Source organism: Mycobacterium sp. SP-6446 (assembly GCF_001954045.1).
Taxonomy (GTDB): Bacteria; Actinomycetota; Actinomycetes; order Mycobacteriales; family Mycobacteriaceae; genus Mycobacterium.
In genome coordinates this window covers 43,104-62,965 of the sequence record NZ_MBEM01000154.1, presented here as the reverse complement: position 1 = coordinate 62,965, position 19,862 = coordinate 43,104, and the positions used below count along the sequence as shown (strand labels likewise).

The following is a 19,862-nucleotide window of genomic DNA, read 5'->3' as shown; positions in this document are numbered from 1 at the left end:
TTCCCACGCCCTACGAGGACCTGCTGCGCATGGTGCTCGAGCGGGGCGCGGCCAAATCGGATCGCACCGGCACCGGAACGCGGAGCCTGTTCGGCCAGCAATTGCGCTACGACCTGTCGGCCGGCTTTCCGCTGCTGACCACCAAGAAGGTGCATTTCAAATCGGTGGTCTACGAGTTGTTGTGGTTCTTGCGCGGCGAGTCCAACGTCGGCTGGCTGCACGAGCACGGGGTCACCATCTGGGACGAATGGGCAGACAGCACAGGCGATCTCGGCCCGATCTATGGTGTGCAGTGGCGATCCTGGCCCACCCCCACCGGTGAACACATCGACCAGATCAGCGCCGCGCTGGACCTGCTGCGCACCGACCCGAACTCGCGGCGCATCATCGTGTCGGCCTGGAACGTCGGCGAAATCTCGCAGATGGCGCTGCCGCCGTGCCACGCGTTCTTCCAGTTCTACGTGGCCGACGGGCGGCTGAGCTGCCAGCTCTACCAGCGCAGCGCGGACCTGTTTCTCGGAGTGCCGTTCAACATCGCCAGCTACGCGCTGCTGACCCACATGATGGCCGCGCAGGCCGGGCTGGCGGTCGGCGAGTTCGTCTGGACGGGCGGCGACTGCCACATCTACGACAACCACGTCGAACAGGTGCGGCTGCAGCTCGCTCGCGATGCGCGGCCGTACCCCGAACTCGTTCTGGCCCAAAGGGATTCGATCTTCGACTACACCTACGACGACGTCGTCGTGAAGAATTACGATCCGCACCCTGCGATCAAAGCTCCCGTCGCTGTATGACGCGCGCTGGCCTGGGCCTGGTGTGGGCCCAGTCGACTTCCGGTGTGATCGGGCGTGGCGGCGACATCCCGTGGCGGGTGCCCGAAGACCTGGCTCGCTTCAAACAGGTCACCATGGGCCACGCTGTGGTGATGGGCCGTCGCACCTGGGACTCGCTGCCGGCCAGGGTTCGGCCGTTGCCAGGCCGTCGAAATATCGTCCTGTCGCGCCAGAGCGACTTCAAATTGGACGGAGCCGAGGTCGTCGGTTCGCTGGACGCGGCGTGTGCCCTCGCAGACAGCGAGCCCGAGACGTGGGTGATTGGCGGCGCACAGATCTACCTGCTCGGGCTGCCGTATGCCACCCGGTGTGAGGTGACCGAGGTCGAGATCGATCTGCCGCGTGATGACGAGGACGCGCTGGCCCCGGTGCTCGATGACGAATGGGCGGCCCGCACGGGCGAGTGGAAGCTCAGCCGCACCGGGCTGCGCTACCGGTTTCACAGCTACTCTCGGCAATGAGTGCACGTGTCCGCGCCCATGGGCTGACCTGACATACTCGACCGGGGTCGGTCTGACCGGTGTTTCCAGGAGTTTTCAGGAGGGGAATTGGCAGTGATAACCGAACCCGCAAAGACATTCACCCGCATGTTCCGCGGCTACGATCCCGCCGCGGTCGACGCCCACATCGAGGTGTTGACCACCAAACAGAAGCTGCTGCTCGATGACGTCGAGAGCCTGCGGGCGCGGCTGCGGGAATCCGGCGACGAAACGGCCGCGCTGCGCAAGGAGGTCGCCGTCCTCACCGACACCTCGCCCTCGCCGCACGCGATGCAAAAGCGGATGGCGAAGATGCTGCGGCGCGCGGTCGACGAGGTTTCCGAAATGCAGGCCGAGGCGAAGACCGAGGCGGAAGCGCTGATCGCGGCGGCAGAGGCGGAGGCAGAGGCCACCCGGCGACGGCGCGAAGAGATGCTGGCCGACATGGCCGCGCAGCAAAAAGCGCTGGAAGCCGAGTACCAGGAAACCAAGGAAAAGCTCGAGGCCGAGCTGGCCACCCTCCGCGATGACGCCGAGCGGGCGCGTGAGCAGCTCCTCGCCGAAGCGAAGCAGCGAGCCGACCGGGATCGTGACGAGGCCCGGCGCGCTGTCGACGTGGCGAGTCAGCAACGGATCAAGATCCTGGAGCACCTGATGGGCGTGTACCGCGATCTGGAAGCGGTTCCGGGAGCGCTCGAGGCGGCGTACCAAGAACGGGACAACCTGTCGGAGCGGAACTCAGAGACCAGCCACGAGACCAACTCCGCGGTGCCGTTGGACGGGAAGGTCGGCGCGGGGTCAACCCACTAGAGGTGCGGCGGCCAGTATTCTCGGCGCCGTGTCCCTCCGGCTGACTGGCGCCCAAGCCCGGCGGATAGCCGTTGCGGCCCAAGGATTTAACGAGCCGCCGCCCCGCGGCCCGATCACCCGGGCGCACCTGAAGCGCCTGGTATCGAGAATCCAAGTGCTGCAACTGGATTCGGTGTCGGTAGCGGTGCGCGCCCATTACGCGCCGGTGTTCAGCCGGCTCGGCCCCTACGACCGCGACGTGCTGGACCGCGCGGCCTGGGGGCCGCGTTCGTCACGGCTGCTGGCCGAATACTGGGCCCACGAGGCCGCCCTGATGGCCGTCGAAGACTGGCCGTTGATGCGCTGGCGGATGCGTCAGTATCGGCATGGCCGTTGGGGCCCCCACCGGTTTCTCGAGGCGCTGCAGGCCAATCCGCAACTTGCCGACGACGTCGTCGCGGCTGTCGCTGAGCTGGGTCCCAGCACCGCTGGGCAGATCGAGACGCATCTGGCCGCCGAGCCGCGCCGCAGGAAGGGCACCTGGTGGACTCGCAGCGACACCAAGTGGGTGGCCGAGGCGCTGTTTTCCGCCGGAGTGCTGACGACCGCCACCCGGGTGGGCTTCGCCCGCCACTACGACCTGGTGGAACGGGTGCTGCCCGCCGACGTGCTGGCCCGCGAGGTCGACGACGACGAGGCGGTCCGGGAGCTCACGCTGCGGGCCGCCACCGCGCTGGGTGTGGCCGTGGAGGCCGACCTACGCGACTACTTCCGGCTGTCCGCGCAGCAGGTCAAGCCCGCGATCGCCGCCCTGCTGGCCGCCGGGGAGATCGAGCGGGCCGACGTCGACGGCTGGCCCGCGCCGGCGTATCTGCGCGCGGGCCGGACGGTGCCGCGCCACGACCGCGGCACCGCGCTGCTGTGCCCGTTCGACCCGTTGATCTTCTTCCGGCCCCGGGTCGAGCGGCTGTTCGGCTTCCACTACCGCATCGAGATCTCCCCGGCGGCCAAGCGTCAGTACGGCTATTACGTGTGGCCGTTGCTGCTGGACGGCCGGCTGGTCGGGCGGGTCGACCTCAAGGCGGACCGCGCCGCCGACGCGCTGCGCGTCGTGGGTGCGTTCGCCGAGCCCGACGTGGCCCGCGCGCGCGTTGGGGCCGCGCTGGCCGGCGAACTTCAGTCCATGGCCGCGTGGCTGGGCCTAGGTGGGTTCAGCGTCTCGACCCGGGGGAACCTGGCCACCGACCTGCGCGCGGCTTCCAAGCGGATGAGCTGATGGCCCGGCTAAGGTGAGCGCCGTGGCCGAGACCGCGCCGCTGCGCGTGCAACTGATCGCCAAGACCGAATTCCTGGCGCCCCCCGATGTGCCGTGGACCACCGACGCCGACGGCGGCCCCGCGCTCGTCGAGTTTGCCGGGCGAGCGTGCTACCAGAGCTGGTCCAAGCCCAACCCGAAGACCGCGACTAACGCCGGCTACATCAAGCACATCATCGATGTCGGCCACTTTTCGGTGCTCGAACACGCGAGCGTGTCGTTCTACATCACCGGCATCTCGCGGTCCTGCACGCACGAGCTGATCAGGCACCGGCACTTCTCGTACTCGCAGCTCTCGCAGCGCTACGTCCCGGAAAAGGAGTCGCGGGTCGTCGTGCCGCCGGGCATGGAGGACGATCCCGAGCTCCAGCGGATCCTCGCCGCCGCCGCCGATGCCGGCCGGGCCACCTACACCGACCTGCTGGCCAGGCTGGAGGCCAAGTTCGCAACGGGCCAGCCCACCGAAAAGATGGGAGCCCTGCGTCGCAAGCAGGCCCGTCAGGCTGCGCGCGCGGTGCTGCCCAACGCCACCGAAACCCGCATCGTGGTGACCGGAAACTACCGGGCCTGGCGGCACTTCATCGCGATGCGGGCCAGCGAGCACGCCGATGTCGAAATCCGGCGGCTGGCCATCGAGTGTCTACGTCAGCTCGCGGCCGTCGCGCCCGCCGTGTTCGCCGACTTCGAGGTCTCCACCCTGGCCGACGGCACCGAGGTCGCCACCAGCCCGCTGGCCACCGAAGCGTGAGGCGGCCGGGGACACAACCGGGCCGGTAGGTGCCAAAAAGCTTGCCGCCGCCAGGTAGCCTGAACACCGTGAGTACCGTCGGATTCGACGCCCCGGCACGCCTGGGAACTCTGCTAACAGCGATGGTCACGCCCTTTGGCGCCGACGGCTCGGTCGACACGATTGCGGCGGCGCGGCTGGCGAACCACCTGGTGGACGCGGGGTGCGACGGCCTGGTGATCTCGGGCACTACCGGCGAGTCGCCGACCACCACCGACGACGAGAAGCGCGAGCTGTTGCGTGTCGTGCTGGAGGCGGTGGGCGACCGCGCCCGCGTCATCACCGGCGCCGGCACCTATGACACCGCGCACAGCATCCGGCTGGCCAAGGCCGCCGCGGCCGAAGGCGCCCACGGCCTTCTGGTGGTCACCCCGTACTACTCGAAGCCGCCGCAGACCGGGCTGCACGCCCACTTCACCGCCGTCGCCGACGCGACCGACCTGCCGGTGCTGCTCTACGACATTCCCCCGCGCTCGGTAGTGCCGATCGAGCCCGACACCCTCCGCGCGCTGGCCGCACACCCGAACATCGTCGGCGTCAAAGACGCCAAGGGCGACCTGCACAGCGGCGGTCAGATCATCGCCGAGACAGGGCTGGCCTACTACTCTGGCGACGACGCCCTGAACCTGCCCTGGCTGGCGATGGGTGCCACCGGCTTCATCAGTGTGATCTCGCACCTGGCGGCGGGCCAACTGCGAGAGTTGTTGTCCGCCTTCAACTCCGGAGACGTCGCCACCGCCCGCAAGATCAACGTCCTGGTGGGCCCGCTCTGCGATGCCATGAGCCGGCTGGGCGGTGTGACGCTGTCCAAGGCCGGCCTGCGCCTGCAGGGTATCGACGTCGGCGATCCGCGACTGCCACAGATGGCGGCAACTCCGCAACAGAGCGAGGAGCTCGCCGCCGATATGCGGGCGGCCTCGGTGCTCCGATGAGTGCTCCGATGAGCGAGAAGTGACCCAAAGGGTGGCCCGCAAGTGGATGTAGACCTCAGCCCACCAGGTCCGCTGACCGCGGGTGGGTTGCGGGTCACCGCGCTGGGCGGCATCAGCGAAATCGGCCGCAACATGACGGTTTTCGAGCACCTGGGCCGGCTGCTGATCATCGACTGCGGGGTGATGTTTCCCACCCACGACGAGCCCGGTGTCGACCTGATCCTGCCGGACCTGCGCCACATCGAAGATCGGCTCGACGACATCGAGGCGCTGGTGCTGACCCATGCGCACGAAGACCACATCGGGGCGATCCCCTTTCTGCTCAAGCTGCGGCCGGACATCCCCGTCGTCGGATCGAAGTTCACCTTGGCGCTGGTCGCCGCGAAATGCCGCGAGCATCGCATCAAGCCGGCCTTCGTCGAGGTCAAAGAGGGCCAAAGCACCCGGCACGGGGTGTTCGAGTGCGAATACTTCGCCGTCAACCACTCCATCCCCGACGCGTTGGCCATCGCGGTCTACACCGGCGCGGGAACCGTCCTGCACACCGGCGACATCAAGCTCGACCAGCTGCCGCTGGACGGCCGCCCCACCGACCTGCCCGGCATGTCGCGGCTCGGCGACGCGGGCGTGGACCTGTTCTTGTGCGACTCGACCAACTCCGAGATCCCCGGCGTCGGGCCGTCGGAGAGCGAGGTCGGCCCGACCCTGCACCGCCTGATCAGGGGCGCCGACGGGCGGGTCATCGTGGCGTGTTTCGCCTCCAACGTCGATCGCGTGCAGCAGATCATCGACGCCGCGGTCGCGCTTGGGCGGCGGGTGTCGTTCGTCGGGCGATCCATGGTGCGCAACATGGGCATCGCCCGCGAACTGGGGTTCCTGCGGGTGGCCGATTCCGACGTCATCGACATCTCCGCCGCCGAGATGATGGCGCCCGACCAGGTGGTGCTGATCACCACCGGCACTCAGGGCGAGCCGATGTCGGCGTTGTCGCGGATGTCTCGCGGCGAGCATCGCAGCATCACGCTGACCGCCGGTGACCTGATCATCCTGTCGTCGTCGCTGATCCCGGGCAACGAGGAAGCGGTGTACGGTGTCATCGACTCGCTGGCCAAGATCGGGGCCCGGGTGGTCACCAATCAGCAAGTGCGCGTTCATGTTTCGGGCCACGCCTACGCCGGCGAGCTGCTGTTTCTGTACAACGGGGTGCGGCCGCGCAACGTGATGCCGGTGCACGGCACCTGGCGGATGCTGCGCGCCAACTCCAAGCTGGCGGCGCGCGCCGGCGTGCCGCCGGAGTCGATCCTGTTGGCCGAGAACGGCGTCAGCGTCGACCTGGTGGCGGGCAAGGCTTCCATCGCGGGCGCGGTACCGGTCGGCCAGATGTTCGTCGACGGTCTGATCACCGGCGACGTCGGCGACATCACCCTGGGCGAACGGCTCATCCTGTCTTCCGGTTTCGTTGCGATAACCGTGGTGGTCAAGCGCGGCACCGGGCGTCCGGTGGCCCCGCCGCAACTACATTCGCGCGGATTCTCCGAAGATCCCAAGGCGCTCGAGCCCGCCGCCCGCAAGGTCGAGGCGGAGCTGGAATCGTTGGTTGCCAACGATGTGACCGATGCGCCGCGCATCGCGCAGGCGGTGCGGCGCACCGTCGGCAAATGGGTGGGCGAAACCTACCGCCGCCAGCCGATGATCGTGCCGACCGTCATCGAGGTCTAGCGGGTCGCCGCCTTCGGCTTAAGTCTTCTCCGCGTACACCGACCACTCCAGCTGTGATGCCGGGAGCTTGCGACCGGTGGGCTCGACGTAGCGCTGGACGAACTCGTCGGGTCCGGCCTGCTCCACCAGCCGCCACCCGTATTCACCGATGAACCCGGCGACCTCGTCGGGCTGCAGGCCGAAGTGCCAAAGCTGATGGCGCTCGCGGGTGTTGCGGTAGAGCGTCCGGGTGCCGTAGAGGTTGGTCCCGTCGATGAAGTCGCGGCGGACGTAGGTGAACACGAATCGGCTGCCCGGGGCGGCCGCGCGCAGTCCCTCGAGGGTTCGCCGGACACCGTCTTCGGTGAGGTATTGGGTGACGCCCTCGCAGATGAAGAAGGCCCGATAATCGGTGCGATAGCCGTGCTCGGCCAACGAGGTGAGCAGGTCATCGCGTTCGAAGTCCAGTGCCACCAGCCGAACCGACAGCGGCGGCTCGCCCAGCACCCGTCGGACCGTCTTGGCCTTGCGGGCGATGTTGACGGGCAGGTCCACCTCGAAGACGGGCATCCGCACCTGCCGGGTCAGCCGGTACGGGCGGGTGTCCAATCCGGCGCCGAGGATGACGACGGCGTCGATGTTGTCGCGTGCTTCGGCAAGCTTGTCGGCGATGAAACGCTTGCGGCAGGCCATGTTCACCCATAACCCGGGGCCGGTGAACTCCGATCCGCGGATCATCAGACGGCGGATCGGGGCGGCGCGGGTCGCGGCGACGAGCCAGCGCAGTGGGGCCGGCAAGAACAGGTCCGCGAGGTCGTCGTCGACCAGGCGCCGCCCGGGCGGTTCGTTCTGTTCGACGGCCGCCAATACCATCGGGCCGAAGGCGGTCTGCGCCACGGGGTTTCGCGCCATGGCTATCGCTTGTTCAAGTAGCCGGCATCTACCGGCAACGCGACGCCGGTGAGGTAGCGAGCCTGATCGGATACCAGCCATGCCACCGCGTCGGCGATGTCGGCCGGCGCCAGCACCTGCACCGGCAGCGCGTTGCCCATGTCCGGAGGTGAATCGGACTGCGCGACGAGGTCGGCGAGCCACCGCCGGGTGTACTCGTTGTTGATCATCGGGGTGTCGACCCCGGACGGATGTATCGAGTTGACCCGGATGTTGTGGCGGGCAAGCAAATTGGCGTATACACGCATCAACCCGACGATACCGTGTTTGGCCGCGGCATAGCCGATGGAGCCGGCGTCGGCGCTGCCGATGCCGGCCAGTCCGGCGGCCGAACTGATCAGCACGATCGAACCGCCGCTGCCCTGGGAGACCATCGTCGGCATCGCGGCCTCCACGGTGTGGTGCACCCCGGTGAGGTTGACGTCGATGACGTCGCGCCAGCCATCGCCGCCGGACTGCATCGGGGCGATGCCGGCGTTGGCCACCACGATGTCGAGGCGACCGAACTCGTCAAGGCCGGCCTGCACTGCGGCCGAGAGCGATTCGCGATCGCGGACATCGCCCTGTTGGGCGACGATGCGTGCCCCGGTGTCCTCGACCAGCTTGACGGTCTCCGCCAGATCCTCCGGAGTGGCCAGCGGATACGGGACACTCTCGATCTGCGCGCACAGGTCGACCGCGATCACATTCGCGCCGTCGGCGGCCAGCCGCACCGCATGCGCACGACCCTGACCGCGGGCGGCGCCGGTGATGAGCGCGACCCTGCCGTTCAGTGGGCCCTCGAGTGGCCGGCCGGGGCTCACCGGCGCAGTTGCCCTTTGTCCGGATCGCCCGCGGGCACCGGCTGCAGCATCTTGATGTCCGGTGCCCCGGCCAGGTGCTCGCCGGCCGCCGCGAACATCTTGCCGATCGCCGGCGCGGTGCTGTGCGCCTTGAGCGCCTCGGGGTCGGCCCATTGCTCGACGAACACGAACGTCTCACCGGTTTCGTGCAGCGAGTACAACTGGCAGCCCGGCTCGTCGTGCACCTCTTGCACGGCGCTGGTGAGGATGTCGCGGACGGTGTCGACCGATTCGGGTTTGACGGTCATGGTGGCGACGACGACGACGGGCATGTTAGGGCCTCCTGGGCAGGGCGGGGAGCGGCGTGACTTTGATCACCGTTCGTCACCCTACCGACGCCTTCCGGGGGCCGCCGCGGCGCCCGAGGGAGAGGATCGCCGTTACCAGTGTGGCGGGTGGTGCAGATGATGTATTTACGACTACCCTGGCCCCCATGGCTAGTAAGACCGCGGCCCGCTCAAGAACCCGAACGAGCAGGTCAAAGGCCGCTTCGCGGGGCAGGTCCCGAAGTGCGCGACCGGCCGCACCCCGCCGGCGGCCCGGTAGGCCCGCCAAACGCCGCAATCCTTCGGTACTGGTGGCCGCGGGGCTGACCTGCGGCCGCGCCATCCGCGCCACCTGGCTGATGGCGGCGCGCGGCACCGGCGGCGCGGCGCGCTCGATCGGGCGGGCCCGCGACATCGACGCCGGGCATCGCCGCGACGGGATCGCGCTGGTTCTGCTCGGCCTGGCCGTCGTCGTCGCAGCCAGCTCGTGGTTCGACGCCGCCCGGCCGATCGGCGCCTGGGTCGACGTCGTGCTCCGGACGTTCATCGGGTCGGCCGTCCTGGCGCTGCCGGTGGTCTTGGGCGGCGTCGCGGTGGCGTTGATGCGCACCCGGCCCAACCCCGACGCGCGGCCCCGGCTGATCCTCGGCGCCAGCCTGATCGCCCTGTCGGTCCTCGGCCTGCGCCACCTATGGTCCGGCTCCCCGGAAGATCCCGAATTGCGCAGGCGCGCGGCCGGATTCATCGGCTTCGCCATCGGTGGCCCATTGTCGGACGGCCTGACGCCCTGGATCGCCGCGCCCCTGTTGTTCATCGGCTTCATGTTCGGCCTGCTGCTCCTGACCGGGACCACCATCCGCGAGTTGCCGGACATGATTCGGGCCACGTTCGGCACCCGGTTGATCGACGACGCAGACGGTGACTACGACGAGTCCGCCTACGACTACGCCGACGAGTTCGACGACCGGTTCGATGACGAGGAGCCACCCTTCGATCCGGAACCACAGGCGTGGTCGTCGGAGGGCGCCGGCGACGACGTGTACGACGAAACCCCCACGGTCCCCGAACCGGCCTTCGAAGCCGCCAAACCGCGCGCCCGCCGCGGCTCCCGCAAGCAGGTCCCGGTCACCGACCGGGTCGTCGAGGGCCCCTACACGCTGCCGTCGCTGGACCTGCTGGTCGCCGGCGATCCGCCCAAAAAGCGCAGCGCGGCCAACAACCAGATGGCCACTGCGATCGGCGAGGTGCTCACCCAGTTCAAGGTCGACGCGGCCGTCACCGGCTGCACCCGCGGGCCCACCGTCACGCGCTACGAGGTCGAGCTCGGCCCCGGCGTCAAGGTGGAGAAGATCACCGCGCTGCAGAAGAACATCGCCTATGCGGTCGCCACCGAAAGCGTCCGCATGCTGGCGCCGATCCCGGGCAAGTCGGCCGTGGGCATCGAGGTGCCCAACACCGATCGCGAAATGGTGCGCCTGGCCGACGTGCTCACCGCGCCGTCGACCCGCCGCGATCACCACCCGCTGGTGATCGGGCTGGGCAAGGACATCGAGGGCGATTTCATCTCGGCCAACCTGGCCAAGATGCCGCACCTGCTGGTGGCCGGCTCCACGGGCTCCGGCAAGTCCAGCTTCGTCAACTCCATGCTGGTGTCGCTGCTGACCCGGGCCACCCCGGAGGAGGTCAGGATGATCCTGATCGACCCGAAGATGGTGGAACTGACGCCGTACGAAGGCATTCCGCATCTGATCACCCCGATCATCACGCAGCCGAAGAAGGCGGCGGCCGCGCTGGCGTGGTTGGTCGAGGAGATGGAACAGCGCTACCAGGACATGCAGGCGTCGCGGGTGCGTCACATCGACGACTTCAACGCCAAGGTGCGATCGGGTGCCATCACGACGCCGCTGGGCAGTCAGCGGGAGTACCGCCCGTACCCGTATGTCGTGGCGATCGTCGACGAGCTGGCCGACCTGATGATGACCTCGCCGCGCGACGTCGAGGACGCCATCGTGCGGATCACCCAGAAGGCCCGGGCCGCGGGCATCCACCTGGTGCTGGCCACCCAGCGACCGTCGGTCGACGTGGTGACCGGGCTCATCAAGACCAATGTGCCGGCCCGGCTGTCGTTCGCGACGTCGTCGCTCACCGACAGCCGGGTGATCCTGGACCAGGCGGGCGCCGAGAAGCTGATCGGGATGGGCGACGGCCTGTTCCTGCCGATGGGCGCCAGCAAGCCCCTGCGCTTGCAGGGGGCGTACATCACCGACGAGGAGATCCACGCCGTCGTCGCCGCCTGCAAGGACCAGGCCGAACCCGAATACACCGACGGCGTGACCACAGCCAAGCCGACCAGTGAGCGCACCGACGTCGACCCGGACATCGGCGACGACATGGACGTGTTCTTGCAGGCCGTCGAGCTGGTGGTGTCCAGCCAGTTCGGTTCCACCTCGATGCTGCAGCGCAAGCTGCGCGTCGGCTTCGCCAAAGCGGGCCGCTTGATGGACCTGATGGAGACCCGCGGCATCGTGGGGCCCAGCGAGGGATCCAAGGCGCGTGACGTGCTGGTCAAGCCCGACGAGCTGGCGGCGACGTTGGCCGCGATCCGGGGCTCCGCGAGCGGATCCGACCTCCAAGACGAGTGAGCCCCGACGAATAGTCAGAGCAGCAGCAGCATCCGGGTATTGCCCAGAATGTTCGGCTTGACGTAGCTCAGGTCCAGGAACTCGGCGACACCGATGTCGTAGGAGCGGCACATCTCCTCGAACACCTCGGCGGTGACGGGCGTGCCCTCGATTTCGCTGAACCCGTGCTTGCCGAAGAACTCGGTCTCGAAGGTCAGCACGAACAACCGCTGCAACTGCAGCTCGCGGGCGACTTCGAGCAGCCGGTTGACGATCGCGTGGCCGACGCCACGGCCCGTCGCGGCCGGATCGACGGCGACGGTTCGGATCTCGCCGAGGTCGGACCACAACACGTGCAGCGCCCCGCAACCGACCACTTTTCCCGAGAGTTCGGCCACCCAGAACTCCTGAACGGCCTCATAGAGCGTCACCAGGTTCTTTTCCAGCAGGATCTTTCCGGAATAGGTGTCGACGAGTTCTTTGATCGCGGGCACATCGGATGTTCGCGCGCGCCGGACCACCGGCCGCTGATCCTGTTGGCTTTCGGTCACGGGTCAACAGTATTGACATCGGCCACGCCTGCGCTGGTCAACCGTTATTCTGTTGCGGTGTCGGGGCAGCCGCAAACGGGTCCGATAGTGCGGCGTGCCCGGATCGCCAACCTCGCGAACATCCTCACGTTGTTGCGCCTAGTGCTGGTCCCGATCTTTTTGCTCGCTCTGTTCGCCGGAGACGGCCACCAAATCGTCGGGCGCATAGTCGCTTTCGTGATTTTCACGATCGCCATGATCACCGACCGGCTGGACGGCTTGCTGGCCCGCAACTACGGCATGGCGACCGAATTCGGCGCGTTCGTCGATCCGGTCGCCGACAAGACGCTGATCGGGTCGGCGCTGATCGGATTGTCGATGCTTGGGAACCTCCCGTGGTGGGTCACCGTGCTGATCCTGACTCGCGAGGTCGGGGTGACCCTGTTGCGGTTGACGGTGATTCGTCGCGGAGTCATTCCCGCCAGCTGGGGCGGCAAAGTCAAGACCGTGGTCCAGGCGCTGGCGATCGGGTTGTTCGTGCTACCCCTCTCGGGGCCGTTCCTGGTGGGGGCTTCGGTGGTGATGGCGGCGGCGGTCGTGCTCACCGTGGTGACCGGCATCGACTACGTCGCGTCCGCCGTCCGGGAAATTCGCCAGACGACGGGCTGAGCGGGAATCCTGATCGGGAACTAGGCCACCGGTGCCGGCGTTGACCTAGAGAGCTCGTGTCGAGCAGGCCTGACTGGAACGAACCGGGACGAAGGAGAGCGGGAATGCCGCCATTGGTGCGCGAGGTCATCGGCGACGTGTTGCGCCTGGCCCGGACAACGCAGGGACGGACGTTGCGCGAGGTGTCCGATGCGGCTCGGGTGAGCCTCGGGTACCTGTCCGAGGTGGAGCGCGGCCGCAAAGAACCCTCCAGCGAGCTGCTCAACGCGATCTGCGATGCGTTGGAGGTTCCGCTGTCGACGGTCCTCACCGACGCCGGCGAGCGGATGGCGAGCGAGGAACGCGCCGCGCGCAGCGAGCCGACTGGCGAGCCGACCACCGTCGCAAGCGGTTCCACCATCGACCCCGGCACCAAGGTCGTCATTCCGCCGGTGGCGTCTCTGGCGGTGGCCTGAGCGCCCCACTAAATTGAGCGGCAGGGTGAGTACGAGCCCAGCAGGGCTCTACCCAAGGCCTACCGGGCCCACAAGTAGCGAAGGCGGAGCTAACCAATGGCCAATCCGTTCGTCAAAGCGTGGAAGTACGTCATGGCGTTGTTCAACGCGAAAATTGACGAGCACGCCGATCCCAAAGTCCAGATTCAGCAGGCCATCGAGGAAGCACAGCGCACCCATCAGGCCCTGACGCAGCAGGCCGCCCAGGTGATCGGCAACCAGCGTCAGCTGGAGATGCGGCTCAACCGTCAGCTGGCGGACATCGAAAAACTGCAGGTCAATGTGCGCCAGGCCCTCACCTTGGCCGACCAGGCCACGTCGTCCGGAGACACCGCGAAGGCCACCGAGTACAACAATGCCGCCGAGGCGTTCGCGGCCCAGCTGGTGACCGCCGAGCAGAGCGTCGAAGATCTCAAGACGCTGCACGACCAGGCGCTGCAGGCGGCGGCCCAGGCCAAGAAGGCCGTCGAACAGAATTCGATGGTGCTGCAGCAGAAGATCGCCGAGCGCACCAAGCTGCTCAGCCAGCTCGAGCAGGCGAAGATGCAAGAGCAGGTCAGCGCGTCGCTGCGGTCGATGAGCGAGATCGCCGCCCCCGGCAACACACCGAGCCTCGAAGAGGTGCGCGACAAGATCGAACGACGCTACGCCAACGCGGTGGGCGCGGCCGAGCTTGCGCAGGGTTCCGTGCAGGGGCGAATGCTCGAAGTCGAGCAGGCCGGTGTGCAGATGGCCGGTCACTCGCGGCTGGAGCAGATCCGCGCGTCGATGCGCGGCGAAGCCCTGCCGACCGGCTCGACTGCCGCGCCGGACGCCACCCCGGCCACTCCCGCGCCCGCCGAGACCGGCGGACAAGCCGCCGAGAAGCCCTTCGGTCAGTCCTAAACCGCGAAGGGTCCCACGATGTCGGTGAACGCGACGGGGCGCGGGTCCTGGCGTGCGTTGTTGCGGCGCGGGCTGGACACCGCCGCCGACCTTTCCGACCTGGTGGCCCAGAAGATCAGCGCCGCCGCGGACCCACGCGCCCGGCTGCTGCGACGGCGCCGCCGCGCGCTGCGGTGGGGCCTGATATTCGCCGCCGGCTGCGTGTTCTGGGCGGTGGTCACGGCCGTGCTCGCGGCCTGGGGCTGGTTCGCGTTGCTGCTGGAGATCACCGGGGCCATCGCGGTCGTCATGGTGATTCCGGCGACGTTGCTGCTGCTTCGCTACCACTGGCTGCGATCCGAGCCACTGCCGGCGAGCCGGCCCGCCAACGCGCGCAGGCTGCCGCCGCCCGGTTCGGCCGCGCGACCCGCGATGTACGCGCTGGGCGCCTCCGAACGCGGGTTCTTCTCGCTGCTGGGTGTGATCGAGCGGGGCGCCATGTTGCCGGCGGCCGAAATCCGCGACCTGACCGCGGCGGCGAACAAGACCTCGGCGGCGATGGCTTCCACCGCGGCCGAGGTCGTGTCGATGGAGCGGGCGGTGCACTATTCGGAGTCGTCGCGGTCGTATCTGGTGCCCACCATCAACGCATTCACCGCGCAGCTGAGCGCGGGCGTCCGTCAATACAATGAAATGGTCACCGCCGCAGCACAATTGGTGTCATCGGCCAACGGCGGTGGTGGTGCCGGGGGGGCGTTAGCCGCGTCGCAGCAACGCTACCGCGACGAGTTGGTCGGAGCGACGGATCGTCTGCTCGGCTGGGCGCAGGCGTTCGACGAACTCGGCGGACTGCTGCGCAAGTAGCGCGCCGCTAATCGTCCGGTCGCGGGCCGTAGCGCTCGATGTACGCCTGGTGGATGTGCGCGTCGCGCGCCCGGGCGCGTTCGTCGACGAGCCCGGGATCCAGCCCATGCACCGCCAGCATGTGCCGGCGCCACACTTTGTTGAGCGCGTGCGAGAAATACACGAACGGAATGAGAATCGGCAGCGTCATGCTCAGATGGACGTCGAGCGTAGTCGGGATGAACCAGAACGGGATGAGCACCAACACCGCCGGCACCGCGACGCGGATCATCATCCGCGCGACGGCGCCCTTGCCGGCCAAGTCGTTGCGCACCCAATCCCGCATCGAGTCGGGTAGCCGCCGCCCGCAGCAATAGCGGATGTACTGCAGGGCGTTGGGCTTGGTGCGGACGCTGTCGTTGGCCATGTCTGTCGTCATGCCCTGTCAGAACGACGCTTTGAGCGACGGTATTACCAATGCGGCAAGCCCACGCGCCGTGGCCTTGAGCATGTCGAAGAAGTCAAAGTAGTCGCGCCACAGGGTGATTCGCCCGTCGTGCACCTCGAACACGCCGCAGACCCAGAACTGAAGCCGCAGCGGACCGAAGATCAGCGCGTCGCTGCGTTCGGTGAGCACCGCGGCCCCGTCCGCGGCGATGCGGTGGATCTTGACCTCGAACGCGGCACGCCCGTCCATCTGCCGGAACAGCTTCATCGCTCTGGCGCGGCCATGGATTGTCGGCAGTCCGACGTTCTCGTAGACAAGATTGTCGTCCAACGACGCCTCCGCGGTTTCGTAATCCGCGTCCTGCAAGGCGTTCAGGAAACCTTCGACCGTCCTGGTGTTCGCGACGGCCGTACCAGTCGGCTCGGTCATGGCTGCCAGCGTAGGCGAGCCGGGCCGTCCGGCGCTGTGGCAGGGTGGGGATGATGCGCGTCGCCGTCGTCGCCGGGCCGGATCCCGGGCACTCGTTTCCGGCGATCGCGCTGTGCCTGCGGTTTCGCGAGGCCGGCGACGAGCCCACCCTGTTCACCGGTGAGGAATGGATCGACACCGCCCGCGGCGCCGGGATCGACGCGGTCGCGCTGGACGGCCTCGCCGCCACCGACGACGACGTCGACGCCGGCGCCAGAATCCATGGGCGCGCGGCGCGGATGGCGGAGCTCAACGTGCCCGCCCTGCGCGAGCTGGGACCCGACCTGGTGGTGTCCGATGTCATCACCGCGGGCGGCGGCATGGCCGCCGAGCTGCTGGGCATTCCGTGGATCGAGCTCAACCCGCATCCGCTGTACCTGCCGTCCAAGGGATTGCCGCCGATAGGCAGCGGACTCGCGCCCGGCACCGGCATCCGCGGCCGGCTGCGCGACGCCACGATGCGCGCGCTGACCGCGCGCTCCTGGCGGGCCGGGATCAAGCAGCGTGCCGCCGTCCGCCTGCAGATCGGGCTGCCCGCCGTCGATCCCGGGCCGCTGCGACGGCTGATCGCCACGCTGCCGGCGCTGGAGATGCCTCGTCCGGACTGGCCGGACGAGGCCGTGGTGGTCGGCCCGTTGCACTTCGAGCCGACCGACCGGGTGTTCGAGGTCCCGCCGGGCCGCGGGCCGGTGGTGGTGGTCGCGCCGTCGACCGCTGCGACCGGGACCGCCGGATTGGACGACGTCGCGCTGCGGCACCTGACGCCGGGCGACACGCTGCCGGCGGGATCGCGGTTGGTGGTGTCGCGGCTGGACGGACCGGATCTGGCCGTGCCGCGGTGGGCGGTGGTGGGGTTGGGACGCCAGGCCGAGCTGTTGACGCACGCCGACGTGGTGATCTGCGGCGGCGGTCACGGGATGGTGACCAAGACGCTGCTCGCCGGCGTGCCCCTGGTGGTGGTTCCCGGCGGGGGAGATCAGTGGGAGATGGCCAATCGAGTGGTGCGTCAGGGCAGTGCGCGGCTGGTCCGGCCGCTGACCGCCGACGCGCTGGTGGCCGCGACCAACGAGGTGCTGTCCACGCCCCGCTACCGCGAGGCCGCTCGCGAAGCGGCCGCCGGCATCGACGGGGTCGCCGACCCGGTGCGGGTGTGCCACGAAGCGCTGGCTCTCGCGGGGTAAGGCGCCGGCCGCCCAGTATCTTGGCTGGCGTGCGGCTGACGGAGTTCAACGAACGGGTGGTGTTGCGCTTCGGCGCCGCTTATGGCGCATCGGTGCTGGTGGATCACGTGCTGACCGGGTTCGACGGCCGGACTGCGGCCCAGGCCATCGAGGATGGCATCGAGCCGCGCGACGTCTGGCGGGCGTTGTGCGTCGACTTCGACGTGCCCCGCGATCAGTGGTGAAGCCGCGCGCTTGGGCGTGAGCGACTACGCACACTCATCTGTTGCTACGGCGTATCCGGCGAAAGACGCAATCGGCGCACACGGACTTCCCGGGGATGCGATAGAAGAGGCAGCAGCTGCGACGCCTGAAACCCAGGTGTGCGCTGGTGATCACACCGCATCCGGCCAACATGCCGGTGTCCAGCAGTGAGTCGGTGATGTCGAGGATGGGGCCGCGCAGATCGGGCCGGGCCGAGAGCAGGGTTCGCGACGCTCCCATGAGTGCGGACGCGATGTTGCCCGCGAGCAGGGCGGGGGCCAGTTTGACCCGCAGGCCGGCGGCGAACGGCTTCATGTGTTGTTTCACGACGATGCGGTACAGCAAATCCGCGGAGGGCGAGTCGACGGCTTGTCCGACGGGCTCGGGCATTCGAAGTTGGGCCGCGTCATCGGCGCGCTGCAGGCCTTTAAGATCCGGAACGACCCCGTGCCCCAGCGCGCACGCGAGCACGGGTGACCACAGGCGGGTGGCGTGGCCGAGATGAACCAGCGAGGCGGCGATCCGCAGGTCCGACGTGCGATAGCGCCGGGCGGTGGCGTCGATCAGATCACTGAAACCGTCGGCGTAGGACTGCCCGACCGGATGCCATCCGACTGCGTCGCCCCCGACAGTGAAGGTGAAAAACCGTTTGTAAGAAGATATTTCGGCCAGCTCGGCAGAAATGTCCATGCGCGACCAAACCTCTCTGGGGAAATCCGCCCCAGTTGTCGTGAGGAAGCGCTGACGGTGAGTATCTGGCTCTCGGGTCAGGACGTGTCCGTCCCCGATCACAGTGGCGGGACCGCACCGGATTCACACCGGTTTCCTCGGCTTTAGCAGGCTGCTTTGGCCCCGTCAGCGCCTTTCGGTAGCAAATGTTGCCATACGCCGTTACCGTGCCCGGCGTGTCCTCTTGAATCGAACACGTGTTCGGCTACTGTGGTGAGCGTTCGGAGACTTGTCGGACCCCGCGCCTAGGGTCACGGCCAACCGACCGATACCGGTCACCGAACACACCGACGATAGGAAGAGGCACCATGACGCAAGCCCCCGACCGCGAGAAGGCTCTCGACCTGGCGATGGCCCAGATCGAAAAGAGCTACGGCAAAGGCTCGGTGATGCGTCTCGGCGACGAGACGCGTCAGCCGATCTCGATCATCCCGACCGGATCCATCGCACTGGACGTGGCCCTGGGCATCGGCGGCCTGCCGCGCGGCAGGGTCGTGGAGATCTACGGTCCGGAGTCCTCGGGTAAGACCACCGTCGCACTGCACGCGGTGGCCAACGCCCAGGCCGCCGGCGGCGTCGCGGCGTTCATCGACGCCGAGCACGCCCTGGACCCCGACTACGCAAAGAAGCTCGGCGTCGACACCGATTCGCTGCTGGTCAGCCAGCCCGACACCGGTGAGCAGGCGCTGGAGATCGCCGACATGCTGATCCGCTCCGGCGCGCTGGACATCCTGGTCATCGACTCGGTCGCGGCCCTGGTGCCGCGAGCGGAACTCGAGGGCGAGATGGGGGACAGCCACGTCGGGCTGCAGGCCCGGCTGATGAGCCAGGCGCTGCGGAAAATGACTGGCGCGCTGAACAATTCGGGAACCACGGCGATCTTCATCAACCAGCTCCGCGAGAAGATCGGGGTGATGTTCGGCAGTCCCGAAACCACCACGGGTGGAAAGGCTTTGAAGTTCTACGCGTCGGTGCGCATGGACGTGCGCCGGATCGAGACGCTCAAGGACGGCACCAACGCGGTCGGCAACCGCACCCGGGTCAAGGTCGTCAAGAACAAGGTGGCGCCGCCGTTCAAGCAGGCCGAGTTCGACATCCTCTACGGCCGGGGAATCAGCCGGGAGGGTTCGCTGATCGACATGGGTGTGGATCAGGGCTTCATCCGCAAGTCCGGTTCCTGGTTCACCTACGAGGGCGAGCAGCTCGGCCAGGGCAAGGAGAACGTCCGCACTTTCCTGATGGAGAACGCCGACATTGCCAACGAGATCGAGAAGAAGATCAAGGAAAAGCTTGGCATTGGCGCGGTCGTGACCGATGACCCCTCAGCCGATGGTGTCCTGCCCGCCCCCGTCGACTTCTGAGCCCTCTCGCGAGGAGCAGGCGCGGGCGTTGTGCCTGCGCCTGCTCACCGCGAGATCGCGCACGCGGGCCGAGCTGTCCGGTCAGCTGGCCAGACGCGGATATCCCGACGACGTCAGCGCCCGGGTATTGGATCGACTGGCGTCCGTGGGCTTGGTCGACGACGCCGATTTCGCCCAACAATGGGTGGCGTCCCGGCGGGCGAGGGCCGGAAAGAGCCGGCGCGCCCTGGCCGCCGAGTTGCATACCAAGGGCGTCGACAACGACGCGATCACCGCGGCATTGGCCGGGATCGACGCCGGCGCCGAGCGCGATCGGGCCGAGCAGCTGGTGCGTGCCAAGCTGCGGCGCGAGACGCTGGCTGGCGACGACGCAAAGGTGAGCCGCAGGCTGGTCGGGATGCTGGCGCGGCGTGGCTACGGCCAGAGCCTGGCCTGCGAGGTCGTCTTCGCCGAGCTGGCGGCCGAGCGGGAGCGCCGGCGGGTGTAGCTGCGGATTAATCCGGTGGGAGCCGGTCGCCG

Annotated in this window: 23 protein-coding genes and 1 riboswitch; of the genes, 16 read left to right on the top strand and 7 right to left on the bottom strand. The window is 68.1% G+C overall.

The window, feature by feature from the left end; translation table 11 throughout:
* The first annotated feature begins 29 nt into the window (after positions 1-29).
* The 7 genes from A5736_RS14325 (at position 30) to A5736_RS14295 (ending at position 6,854) form a co-directional block, all read left to right on the top strand.
* Complete coding sequence (locus A5736_RS14325) at positions 30-794, top strand: thymidylate synthase (protein ID WP_254848364.1); 765 nt, start codon at positions 30-32, stop codon at positions 792-794.
* Complete coding sequence (locus A5736_RS14320) at positions 791-1,294, top strand: dihydrofolate reductase (RefSeq protein WP_076122036.1); 504 nt, start codon at positions 791-793, stop codon at positions 1,292-1,294. Before A5736_RS14325 ends, A5736_RS14320 begins: the two co-directional genes overlap by 4 nt.
* A gap of 93 nt (positions 1,295-1,387) precedes the next feature.
* A complete protein-coding gene (locus A5736_RS14315; RefSeq protein WP_076246888.1) occupies positions 1,388-2,122 on the top strand; it encodes a cell division protein DivIVA in 735 nt (244 codons plus the stop codon).
* 28 nt (positions 2,123-2,150) lie between these two features.
* Complete coding sequence (locus A5736_RS14310; protein WP_076246887.1) at positions 2,151-3,377, top strand: winged helix-turn-helix domain-containing protein; 1,227 nt, start codon at positions 2,151-2,153, stop codon at positions 3,375-3,377.
* Positions 3,378-3,399: 22 nt separating this feature from the next.
* A complete protein-coding gene (thyX, locus tag A5736_RS14305) occupies positions 3,400-4,164 on the top strand; it encodes an FAD-dependent thymidylate synthase (protein ID WP_076246921.1) in 765 nt (254 codons plus the stop codon).
* Positions 4,165-4,232: 68 nt separating this feature from the next.
* Complete coding sequence (dapA, locus tag A5736_RS14300; RefSeq protein WP_076122039.1) at positions 4,233-5,135, top strand: 4-hydroxy-tetrahydrodipicolinate synthase; 903 nt, start codon at positions 4,233-4,235, stop codon at positions 5,133-5,135.
* Between the two features lie 42 nt (positions 5,136-5,177).
* A complete protein-coding gene (locus A5736_RS14295; protein ID WP_076246885.1) occupies positions 5,178-6,854 on the top strand; it encodes a ribonuclease J in 1,677 nt (558 codons plus the stop codon).
* Between the two features lie 18 nt (positions 6,855-6,872).
* On the opposite strand, the gene A5736_RS14290 is transcribed toward A5736_RS14295, so the two are convergent.
* From A5736_RS14290 to A5736_RS14280, 3 genes are read right to left on the bottom strand one after another with little or no spacing between them, the layout of a single operon-like run.
* The gene (locus A5736_RS14290; RefSeq protein WP_076122041.1) at positions 6,873-7,745 is read right to left on the bottom strand and encodes an SAM-dependent methyltransferase; all 873 of its coding nucleotides are present in this window, start codon (positions 7,743-7,745) and stop codon (positions 6,873-6,875) included.
* A 2-nt stretch (positions 7,746-7,747) separates the two neighbouring features.
* On the bottom strand, positions 7,748-8,587 hold the full coding sequence (locus A5736_RS14285) for a mycofactocin-coupled SDR family oxidoreductase (RefSeq protein WP_076122042.1): 840 nt from the start codon (positions 8,585-8,587) through the stop codon (positions 7,748-7,750).
* Complete coding sequence (locus A5736_RS14280) at positions 8,584-8,898, bottom strand: putative quinol monooxygenase (RefSeq protein WP_076122043.1); 315 nt, start codon at positions 8,896-8,898, stop codon at positions 8,584-8,586. Before A5736_RS14280 ends, A5736_RS14285 begins: the two co-directional genes overlap by 4 nt.
* A gap of 161 nt (positions 8,899-9,059) precedes the next feature.
* Between A5736_RS14280 and A5736_RS14275 the strand changes: the two genes are divergently transcribed.
* On the top strand, positions 9,060-11,534 hold the full coding sequence (locus tag A5736_RS14275; protein WP_254848362.1) for a DNA translocase FtsK: 2,475 nt from the start codon (positions 9,060-9,062) through the stop codon (positions 11,532-11,534).
* A 14-nt stretch (positions 11,535-11,548) separates the two neighbouring features.
* Here the strand turns inward: A5736_RS14275 and A5736_RS14270 are convergent, their stop codons facing one another.
* Positions 11,549-12,064 (bottom strand): amino-acid N-acetyltransferase, encoded by a 516-nt coding sequence (locus tag A5736_RS14270; protein ID WP_076122044.1) that lies wholly within the window; start codon positions 12,062-12,064, stop codon positions 11,549-11,551.
* 57 nt (positions 12,065-12,121) lie between these two features.
* Between A5736_RS14270 and pgsA the strand changes: the two genes are divergently transcribed.
* From pgsA to A5736_RS14250, 4 genes are all read left to right on the top strand, one after another.
* Positions 12,122-12,712 carry a CDP-diacylglycerol--glycerol-3-phosphate 3-phosphatidyltransferase gene (pgsA, locus tag A5736_RS14265; protein WP_198938112.1) on the top strand — a complete coding sequence of 197 codons (591 nt, stop codon included), beginning with the start codon at positions 12,122-12,124 and terminating at the stop codon, positions 12,710-12,712.
* A gap of 104 nt (positions 12,713-12,816) precedes the next feature.
* Positions 12,817-13,167 (top strand): transcriptional regulator ClgR, encoded by a 351-nt coding sequence (clgR, locus tag A5736_RS14260; RefSeq protein ID WP_076246883.1) that lies wholly within the window; start codon positions 12,817-12,819, stop codon positions 13,165-13,167.
* Between the two features lie 96 nt (positions 13,168-13,263).
* On the top strand, positions 13,264-14,091 hold the full coding sequence (gene pspA / locus A5736_RS14255; RefSeq protein ID WP_076122046.1) for a phage shock protein PspA: 828 nt from the start codon (positions 13,264-13,266) through the stop codon (positions 14,089-14,091).
* Positions 14,092-14,109: 18 nt separating this feature from the next.
* Positions 14,110-14,934, top strand: coding sequence for a hypothetical protein (locus A5736_RS14250; protein ID WP_076246881.1), 825 nt, complete (start codon positions 14,110-14,112; stop codon positions 14,932-14,934).
* Positions 14,935-14,941: 7 nt separating this feature from the next.
* On the opposite strand, the gene A5736_RS14245 is transcribed toward A5736_RS14250, so the two are convergent.
* Together A5736_RS14245 and A5736_RS14240 are read right to left on the bottom strand one after the other, a co-directional pair.
* Positions 14,942-15,340 carry a DUF5313 domain-containing protein gene (locus tag A5736_RS14245; protein ID WP_076246880.1) on the bottom strand — a complete coding sequence of 133 codons (399 nt, stop codon included), beginning with the start codon at positions 15,338-15,340 and terminating at the stop codon, positions 14,942-14,944.
* An 18-nt stretch (positions 15,341-15,358) separates the two neighbouring features.
* Complete coding sequence (locus A5736_RS14240; protein WP_076122048.1) at positions 15,359-15,790, bottom strand: limonene-1,2-epoxide hydrolase; 432 nt, start codon at positions 15,788-15,790, stop codon at positions 15,359-15,361.
* Positions 15,791-15,843: 53 nt separating this feature from the next.
* Here A5736_RS14240 and A5736_RS14235 point away from each other — a divergent pair, with 53 nt between their 5' ends.
* Complete coding sequence (locus A5736_RS14235) at positions 15,844-17,010, top strand: glycosyltransferase (RefSeq protein WP_076246918.1); 1,167 nt, start codon at positions 15,844-15,846, stop codon at positions 17,008-17,010.
* Positions 17,011-17,027: 17 nt separating this feature from the next.
* Positions 17,028-17,234 (top strand): DUF3046 domain-containing protein, encoded by a 207-nt coding sequence (locus A5736_RS14230; RefSeq protein WP_139333312.1) that lies wholly within the window; start codon positions 17,028-17,030, stop codon positions 17,232-17,234.
* A gap of 34 nt (positions 17,235-17,268) precedes the next feature.
* Here A5736_RS14230 and A5736_RS14225 read toward each other — a convergent pair whose 3' ends face one another.
* Positions 17,269-17,943, bottom strand: coding sequence for a (2Fe-2S)-binding protein (locus tag A5736_RS14225; protein WP_076246877.1), 675 nt, complete (start codon positions 17,941-17,943; stop codon positions 17,269-17,271).
* A gap of 38 nt (positions 17,944-17,981) precedes the next feature.
* Positions 17,982-18,125, bottom strand: a riboswitch (cobalamin riboswitch).
* A gap of 165 nt (positions 18,126-18,290) precedes the next feature.
* Between A5736_RS14225 and recA the strand changes: the two genes are divergently transcribed.
* Both recA and recX read left to right on the top strand, forming a co-directional pair.
* Positions 18,291-19,343 (top strand): recombinase RecA, encoded by a 1,053-nt coding sequence (gene recA, locus A5736_RS14220; RefSeq protein WP_076063692.1) that lies wholly within the window; start codon positions 18,291-18,293, stop codon positions 19,341-19,343.
* Positions 19,297-19,830, top strand: a complete 534-nt coding sequence (recX, locus tag A5736_RS14215) for a recombination regulator RecX (RefSeq protein WP_083667418.1) — start codon at positions 19,297-19,299, stop codon at positions 19,828-19,830. Before recA ends, recX begins: the two co-directional genes overlap by 47 nt.
* Positions 19,831-19,862: the final 32 nt, after the last annotated feature.